Origin of the sequence: Nioella aestuarii (assembly GCF_050896395.1) — a bacterium.
Taxonomy (GTDB): domain Bacteria; phylum Pseudomonadota; class Alphaproteobacteria; order Rhodobacterales; family Rhodobacteraceae; genus Nioella; species Nioella aestuarii.
The window spans coordinates 1-7,318 of record NZ_JBPBBA010000071.1 but is presented as its reverse complement, the minus strand read 5'-3'; the positions used below and the strand labels follow the sequence as shown (position 1 = coordinate 7,318).

6 protein-coding genes and 1 tRNA gene are annotated in these 7,318 nt (G+C 58.4%); 2 read left to right on the top strand and 5 right to left on the bottom strand.

Annotated features, from left to right (window positions below):
* Positions 1 to 410: 410 nt before the first annotated feature.
* The gene (locus tag ACROHD_RS20550; RefSeq protein ID WP_432680316.1) at positions 411 to 1,955 is read right to left on the bottom strand and encodes an FAD-binding oxidoreductase; all 1,545 of its coding nucleotides are present in this window, start codon (positions 1,953 to 1,955) and stop codon (positions 411 to 413) included.
* 30 nt (positions 1,956 to 1,985) lie between these two features.
* Here ACROHD_RS20550 and ACROHD_RS20545 point away from each other — a divergent pair, with 30 nt between their 5' ends.
* Positions 1,986 to 2,726 (top strand): GntR family transcriptional regulator, encoded by a 741-nt coding sequence (locus ACROHD_RS20545; RefSeq protein ID WP_432680315.1) that lies wholly within the window; start codon positions 1,986 to 1,988, stop codon positions 2,724 to 2,726.
* A gap of 72 nt (positions 2,727 to 2,798) precedes the next feature.
* The gene (locus tag ACROHD_RS20540; protein WP_432680314.1) at positions 2,799 to 4,427 is read left to right on the top strand and encodes a thiamine pyrophosphate-binding protein; all 1,629 of its coding nucleotides are present in this window, start codon (positions 2,799 to 2,801) and stop codon (positions 4,425 to 4,427) included.
* A 297-nt stretch (positions 4,428 to 4,724) separates the two neighbouring features.
* On the opposite strand, the gene ACROHD_RS20535 is transcribed toward ACROHD_RS20540, so the two are convergent.
* From ACROHD_RS20535 to ACROHD_RS20520, 4 genes are all read right to left on the bottom strand, one after another.
* A tRNA-Trp gene (locus tag ACROHD_RS20535) sits at positions 4,725 to 4,800 on the bottom strand.
* A 38-nt stretch (positions 4,801 to 4,838) separates the two neighbouring features.
* Complete coding sequence (locus ACROHD_RS20530) at positions 4,839 to 6,029, bottom strand: cation:proton antiporter (protein ID WP_432680313.1); 1,191 nt, start codon at positions 6,027 to 6,029, stop codon at positions 4,839 to 4,841.
* Positions 6,030 to 6,074: 45 nt separating this feature from the next.
* Positions 6,075 to 6,344 carry a hypothetical protein gene (locus ACROHD_RS20525; protein ID WP_432680312.1) on the bottom strand — a complete coding sequence of 90 codons (270 nt, stop codon included), beginning with the start codon at positions 6,342 to 6,344 and terminating at the stop codon, positions 6,075 to 6,077.
* A 115-nt stretch (positions 6,345 to 6,459) separates the two neighbouring features.
* Positions 6,460 to 7,104 (bottom strand): CatB-related O-acetyltransferase, encoded by a 645-nt coding sequence (locus tag ACROHD_RS20520; protein ID WP_432680311.1) that lies wholly within the window; start codon positions 7,102 to 7,104, stop codon positions 6,460 to 6,462.
* Between the last annotated feature and the right edge of the window lie 214 nt (positions 7,105 to 7,318).

Genomic DNA, 7,318 nt, shown 5'->3' with positions numbered 1-7,318 from the left:
GACCTGACCATCACCGACAACGGCACGAACACCCGCATCGCCTTCGCGGGCGGGGATGCTGTGATCGTCCTCGGCTATACAGGAGGCTTCGACGCCAGCGATTTCGTGTTCTGAGGCGGCGCAATAGCGGGCAAATCCGCAGGTCTGGGCCAAGCTGGCGCCAGGTGTTGAACAGATGCGCCCATTCAAGAGATGCAACCAAGCAAGTGTTCGGGGGGCTGGCGCGGGATGGCATCCCCCTTGTATCTATGCGGCTGGAAGAATTCCCGATGAACGGATCGCTGGAACCGCTCTACCTATCCACCCAGCAAGGGCACCGGCCCGTTTGCCGTCACCACAGCTTTGATTGGCCCACCAAACTTGCCAAGCGCGTCAACCAAGCAGTAGCCCTGAACTGCTGGCGTCCAGGGTCATGCGGCGACGTCCGGAAGCGGGAGGAATTTACCGGGATTCATGATGTTCTTGGGGTCCAGCGCCGCTTTTATGGCGCGCATCGCCTGCAGTTGCGACGGCTCTTTCAGGTGGGCCATCACGGGCAATTTGCTCTGACCGATGCCATGTTCTGCACTGAACGATCCGTTCAGGCGGGTCAGCAGGTCAAATGCCGCCGCCTTGGCTTTGTCCAGTGGCAGGTCCGACCACTCAAATCCATCAGCTGCACTGAGCGCATAGTGCAGGTTTCCATCCCCCAAATGTCCGACAACCAGCGGCTGGAATCCCAGGCTCGTTGAGATTGGGTCCAACTCTTCCACGAAGCTTGCGATATTCGCCAGGGGAAGGGACAGATCAAGATGATAGCACGGCCCGTTTTCGGTAATCGCCTCAAGCACGGATTCGCGCATCTGCCACAGATCGTTGCGCTGTTTTTCCGACTGCGCAATGATTGCATCCAAGATCACGCCTTCTTCCATCAGCTCCGCCAAAAGCATCATGACGCTCTCTGTCAGCCGTGTTGACCCATCGTCGGTCAGCTCGCTGTCACTTGCACGGCTAGAGGCAATCTCAACCAACACGCCGGTATCTGCGGGCGGGTCAAATGTGGGCTGTATCGCCGGGAAATGCATGCAGATGAGCTCAACCATCTTGCGGGGCATGTATTCATAAGCCTCGACTGCGCCGCCGGAAAAATCCTGTAGACGGTTCAGAACGCCCGTTGCGGCTGCCAAAGACGACACAGACAAGAACGCTGTCATGCGGGTCACAGGTACAGGATAAAGCTTGAACACTGCCGCGGTGATGATACCCAACGTGCCTTCGGCCCCGATCAGCAGATTTTTCAGGTCATATCCGGTGTTGTCTTTGCGCAGCCCGGTCAGTGCATTGACAATGGTGCCATCGGGCATGACGGCCTCGATCCCAAGGCAAAGCTCGCGCGTGTTGCCATAGCGTACAACGTTGGAGCCGCCCGCGTTGGTCGACAGGTTGCCGCCGATGGTGCAACTGCTCTTTGCGCCGAACATCAAAGGAAAAATCAGCCCCTCCTCCAGCACGCGATTGTGCAACGCTTCAAGCACCACGCCTGCCTCAACCACGGCGGTGCGCCCCGCCAGGTCAATCGAGCGAACCGCATTCATCCGCGCGAGCGACAAGATGATCGAGGCTTGCCCAGCCACGGGAACACCGCCGCCGCACAGCCCGGTTTGCCCCCCTTGCGGTACAATCGCCAATCCGTTTGCCGCGCAAATCTTGACAATATCCGAGACCTCAGCGGTGCGTGAAGGGCGCACCACTGCCAGGGCATCGCCGCTGAAAGCGCCTGTCCAGTCGGTCAGATAGCCTGCCTTGTCCGCCGGTTCAGTCAAGATATGAGCGGCGCCAACAACCTCTTCCAGGGCCGCCATAGCGGCCTCAATGTCCCGCAGCTGCACTGAGGCATCGGTTGTATTCGGTTCCGTTTGATCCTTGGCCACCACCTGTGATCCCTTCCCGTGATTTTCGAAGCTAACATCCAACATGTTAGTTTCTGTTGTCAAGAACCATGTAACATGTTAGTTTGGCAAACTGAAGATTACAGACATCACCCCCGGAAGGAGCCCTACCCCGTGCAACCAATCGAGCAGCCGGAATCATTGATGGAGGTCACCAAGGGCAGACTTCGCGATGCGATCGTGTCTGGTGAATTGCCCCTGGGTTCGAAACTGTCCGAGCAGCGTCTTGCCGACATGCTTGGCATCAGCCGTTCGCCTGTGCGTGATGCCCTTGCCGCCCTGCAGATCGAAGGCTTGGTAAACGTGTCACCAAAACGCGGGTCATTCGTCTTTACACCAAACATGCGCGACGTGGATGAACTCTGTGAATTCCGCACGGTGCTAGAAGCTGCAGCGATCCGAATGGGCATCCTGAGCAACTACGACACCCTTATCGAGAGCCTTGAAGACGCCTGCACCGCAATGCAGCGCGCATTGAAGAGGTCAGACCCCAAGGGCTATTCGACCGCGGATGATCAATTTCACACGGCTATTCTTACCGCTTGCGAAAATCGCTCGATCATCAAGTCCTACACATACACGATCAGCCCGGCCAAGGCGCTGCGCACGCATCTTTTCACCATCTTCGATGAGAACACGGATCGTTCAATGGGCGAGCACCTCAGCATCCTGGAAGCCTGTCGAAGCAGGGATGCCGATCTGGCAGCAGCCCACCTGACCGAGCATATCGGACATCTCGCAACCGCGTTTCGGATTGGGCAACTCAATGAGCCCAATTCCGAAGATGCGTTGGCATGAGCGCGTTACGTCCCAAAGCACCTCCAGACAGACGCCCGGTGTGGCAGTCCAAGTATCCCAAGGAAAAGACAGATGTCAGATGATGTCGAATACATGCACCAATCCATTGCGCAATCCATCCGAGATCATGGCATCGACACGATGTTCGGTCTGGTCGGTGATGCAAACCTCTTTCTGGCAAACCATTTTGTCAGCGCCTGTGGTGGAACGCTGGTGCCCGCAGCCCACGAAGGCGGAACTGTCCTGATGGCGCAAGCTTACACCCAGGCAAGCGGCAAAGTCGGCGTTGCAACAGTGACCCAGGGACCGGGCCTGACCAATTGCTTCACCGCCCTGCGAGAAGGCGTGGTCGCACGACGGCCGATGATCCTGTTATGCGGCGACACCCCCGTCACGGCACCTTTCCATCCGCAAAACATAGACCAGCGCGAAGTTGTCAAGGCGACCGGCGCGGGGTTTGAACAGGTCAAGGCACCAGAAACCGCGTCGCGGGATGTGGCAACCGCGTTCTACCGCGCGCGCAAGGAACGACGGCCAATCGTAGTCAACATCCCGTCTGACTTCATGTGGGCGGAAGTCAAACATCAAACCGTTGTCTTCCCCGCGCCGAATGCCCCAACCGTAATCACCGAAGGGTCCGCGCATGAGGAAGCCATCGGCATGATCGCATCCGCCCGGCGGCCTTTGATCTTGGCCGGGGCCGGGGCGGTTCCCGCCAAAGACAACCTGATTGCCTTGGCCGAACGGTTGGAGGCCCCATTGGCCACCACCTTGAAAGGCACAGGATTGTTTAAGGGGCACCCCAACAATATCGGCTACTTCGGAACGTTGAGCACGGCAGGCGCCTATGACGTGATCGGGGCAGCCGATTGCATCATCGTCTTCGGGGCGCTGATGCACATTTTCACAACCGATCGCGGAGAGCTGCTGAAAGGTAAGCGGGTCGTCCAGATCAACAACAGTGAGTCCGATGTCGGCAGGTTCTATCAACCCGACGCTGTCTTGGTCGCGGACGCAGCCCAAACCGCGGATAACTTTCTTTATTGGCTTAACGAGGCAGAGGTCGCTCCGTCAGGATTTTCGCGGGAACTGCCGTCACATGATGTTTCCGTGCACCCCAAAGGCGATCCTGAAAAATCCACCGATGGCTGTATCAACCTTGAGTTCGCATTGGATCGACTAAACGAAGCGTTGCCCGAAAATCGGATCATGCTGACCGATGGAGGGCGCTACATCACCGAAGTGTGGTGCCGGGTGAATGTGCCAGACCCGAACAGCTTTCACATGAGCGACAACTTCGCTGCCATCGGCCAAGGGATGCAGCAAGCGATCGGTGCGGCCCACGGTGACCCAACCAGGCCGGTGGTTTTGTTCATGGGCGACGGTGGCTTCATGATGGGCGGCATGAACGAATTCAACACGGCCGTGCGGACAAACCGCGATCTTATCGTGATCATCTGCAACGACTCCGCCTATGGGGCCGAGCATATCCAGATGCTGGACAGGCAGATGGACCCGTCTCTGACCGAGTTTGACTGGCCCTCTTTCTCCGAGATCGCCCGGTCCCTTGGCGGGCAAGGCATAGAGGTGACATCACCCAAGGAACTGGAAGCAGCGATTGAAGCGATAGAGGCCCGGAAAGGCCCGATCATCGTGGACCTCAAGCTTGATCCGAACAATGTCCCGCGCATGAGGATCTAGGCAACGCTTCTCTGGGCTGCGCCAAGGCACGCATCGACCGCCTTGCTATTAATCATGGGCGGTCGTCAGACCACACTCGGCGCGTCATGGGTTAAGAGAGCCAATCAAGACCTTAACTTTAGCCTCCTCCAAGCCGGTCCGCGTGCAGCCGGGCTCGCAAGGGGCATTTGCCCGCCTTCTCCAGCCACGCGAGGCAGGAAATGGCGCACAACGCTTGAGCCTGAACATCCATGCGACAACGAAGAGCCCGAGAAAGACAAAAGGCTTAGCGAGTAACCGCTAAGCCTTTAATGTTTTTGGCAGGGGCGGCAGGATTCGAACCCGCGGCCTGCGGATTTGGAATCCGCTGCTCTACCAACTGAGCTACACCCCTATGCTGGAGCCACCGGTTACGCCATCGCCAAGGCGGAATCAAGGCCCCTTTGCACTGGTCTTCCCGCTTTCTTTCCCGACAACCCGGCGTAAAGCAAACAGCGTCGCTGGCGGGCCAAGTAGCTCGAAGATAACCGTCGTACCGATGGTCAATGTGATGATGGTTTCGCTCCAGTCAGGAAAGCTCTCTGCTGCGACAAGCGCCATGCCAATCGCCACCCCTGCCTGTGGCAACAGCGCGATCCCGAACCAAGGGCGTTCCGCTTCGTCCTCACCACCGATCCGCGCCCCGAGCCAGCCCCCAATGATCCGCCCCGTGATCCGAAGGCCCAGATAAGCCAACCCAAGCCCCCCCATTGTGGCCAGATGGTCCAGCTCCAGTGAAACACCCGCCAGCAGAAAGAACAGCACCATGAAAGGCCACCGCACGTTTTCGATTTCGTGAAATGCCTGCCGATGATGCCGGGCGAAATTGACGATCAGCATACCCGCTGTCATCCCTGCCAGCAGGTAGGAAACGCCAAGCCACATCGCCAGTCCGGCCGTTAGAAAGACAAGCCCGAGCGCCTCGGTCTGGAGCGGTTCACCCGGCTTGATCCGGCCGGTCAACGCTGCGCCGGGAATTCCGACCACCGCCCCAAGCAACACCGCGCCGCCGATCTCTCTCAGCGTGTGCCACACAACCCCTGTTTGGCCGTTTCCATAGAGTTCCCCCGCTGCCACCGTCATCAAGCTGAACGCCAGAAGCCCCCAGGCATCATCAACCGCCACGATGCCGCGCAGCTTGTCGGGGAAGGCCCCGGTCATGCCCGATTGCCGGATTGTATCCTCGGTTGCGGCAGGCGCGGTTGCCGTTGCGATCGCCCCCAGCAATAGCGCAAGGCCAACTGGGACGCCGATCAACGACAGACCGCCGGCGACCACCACAAGCGTGACCAGCACGATGCTGATCGAGATCAACACAATTTCCGTGCCATGTGCCGCCAGATTACGGCGTGTCAGCGCACTGCCAAGCAGAAACGCCACCATGGTCAAGGCTGACACGGACAGGAATTCGTACCACGTCTCGGCTTCGGCTGGCACAAGGTCAAACCCCGATCGCCCTGCCAACACGCCTGCCAGCAATAGCAGCGTCACTCTTGGCAATCGGGTCCGACGCCCAAGTTCATCCGCTGCAAGACCAACGAGAAAAAGGACGCCAAGGGTCAGAAGGGTTAGATCGAGTCTCATACCCCGCAGCATATCGCGGGAAATGAAGCCCCACCTTGCGCAAGATCAGAGAGCCGCCAGATTTCGACCGAACAGCAATGCGTCCAAACCACCCAGGATGGCAATGACCTGCGCCCGGATATGGGAAGGTGAACGGCCGCTGTGCAGCACAAAATGAAGGGACGAGATCTGCCCGACGGTTAGCGACCGAACGTCAACACCATCGACATAATTAGGAAGTTCCTGCTCGACAGATCGGATCAACTGCGCGCTGACTTGCTGTTGTGCAGCGGCCGGGGTGGACATTACAGCCAACGACAAGGTCAGGGCGAGCATGGTAAGGACAGGACGGATCATGGCATCATTCCTAAAAACTTCTGCCCGCTTCCTATCATGCAGTGATGCAAGGGGCCACAACCGGCAAAGGGCGCGGGGGAAAACCGCCGACGGATCATCTGTCCAGAAGGTCCAACTTGCCTGAGCATAGCGCGGCCTCTTCCTTGAGAATTCGTTCAATAGGCCAGTCCCACCACGACAGATCAAGCAGCTGGCCAATCACATCCTCGCTAAACCGCTTTCGAACCACGCGCGCAGGGTTGCCCGCGACAATCGAATAGGGGGGGATATCTCCGGACACCACCGCACCGCTGCCAATGATGCAGCCACTGCCGATCCTGCTGCCCGGCAGCACCCGGACCCCCTGCCCCAGCCACACGTCATGGCCGATCACAGTATCGGGTCCGGGGTCTGGCATAGACGGCCTTCCCGCCGCAGGCCCACCACCGAAGATCGCAAGCGGATAGCTCGTGAACCCGTCATAGCGGTGATTTGCCGACGCCGTGATGAACTGCACCCCGTCGGCGATTTGGCAAAACTTGCCGATGATCAGCTTTTCGGGTGAGAAATCATAAAGATAGGGAGCAAGGTGGAACGCCCAGTCCTGCGGCGGCTTGTGGGCGCTTGCATAGCTGTATTCACCCACCTGCCAGCGGGGATGGGTGATAACGGGTTTGAGGAAAACGGTGCCCTCGTGACGGCTACCATCGGGCAAGGGAACGGGATGCACTGTGTCGGGCGCAGGATAACTGTCATGCATGGAATAGGCCTTTCTGGTCTGAATGGAATTGGTTCAGATCGCGGCTTTGTCCATGTCACCCTCCATCGGTTATCGGCTCCGCTTTACACCATGAACCGCAACAAGAAAAGGCCGCCCCAAGGCGGCCCAGTCCTGTCGTGTCTGACGTCAGCGCCTATGGGACAGATTTGAGGTTTTCGTAACGGAGGTTTTCTGGTTCATCGCAGCCAATATG

Excerpts from the sequence above, each read along its gene's own strand:
- ACROHD_RS20550 (WP_432680316.1), bottom strand. The coding sequence starts at position 1,955 with ATGTTGGATGTTAGCTTCGAAAATCACGGGAAGGGATCACAGGTGGTG.
- ACROHD_RS20545 (WP_432680315.1), top strand. The coding sequence starts at position 1,986 with ATGTTAGTTTGGCAAACTGAAGATTACAGACATCACCCCCGGAAGGAG.
- ACROHD_RS20540 (WP_432680314.1), top strand. The coding sequence starts at position 2,799 with ATGTCAGATGATGTCGAATACATGCACCAATCCATTGCGCAATCCATC.
- ACROHD_RS20530 (WP_432680313.1), bottom strand. The coding sequence starts at position 6,029 with ATGAGACTCGATCTAACCCTTCTGACCCTTGGCGTCCTTTTTCTCGTT.
- ACROHD_RS20525 (WP_432680312.1), bottom strand. The coding sequence starts at position 6,344 with ATGCTCGCCCTGACCTTGTCGTTGGCTGTAATGTCCACCCCGGCCGCT.
- ACROHD_RS20520 (WP_432680311.1), bottom strand. The coding sequence starts at position 7,104 with ATGCATGACAGTTATCCTGCGCCCGACACAGTGCATCCCGTTCCCTTG.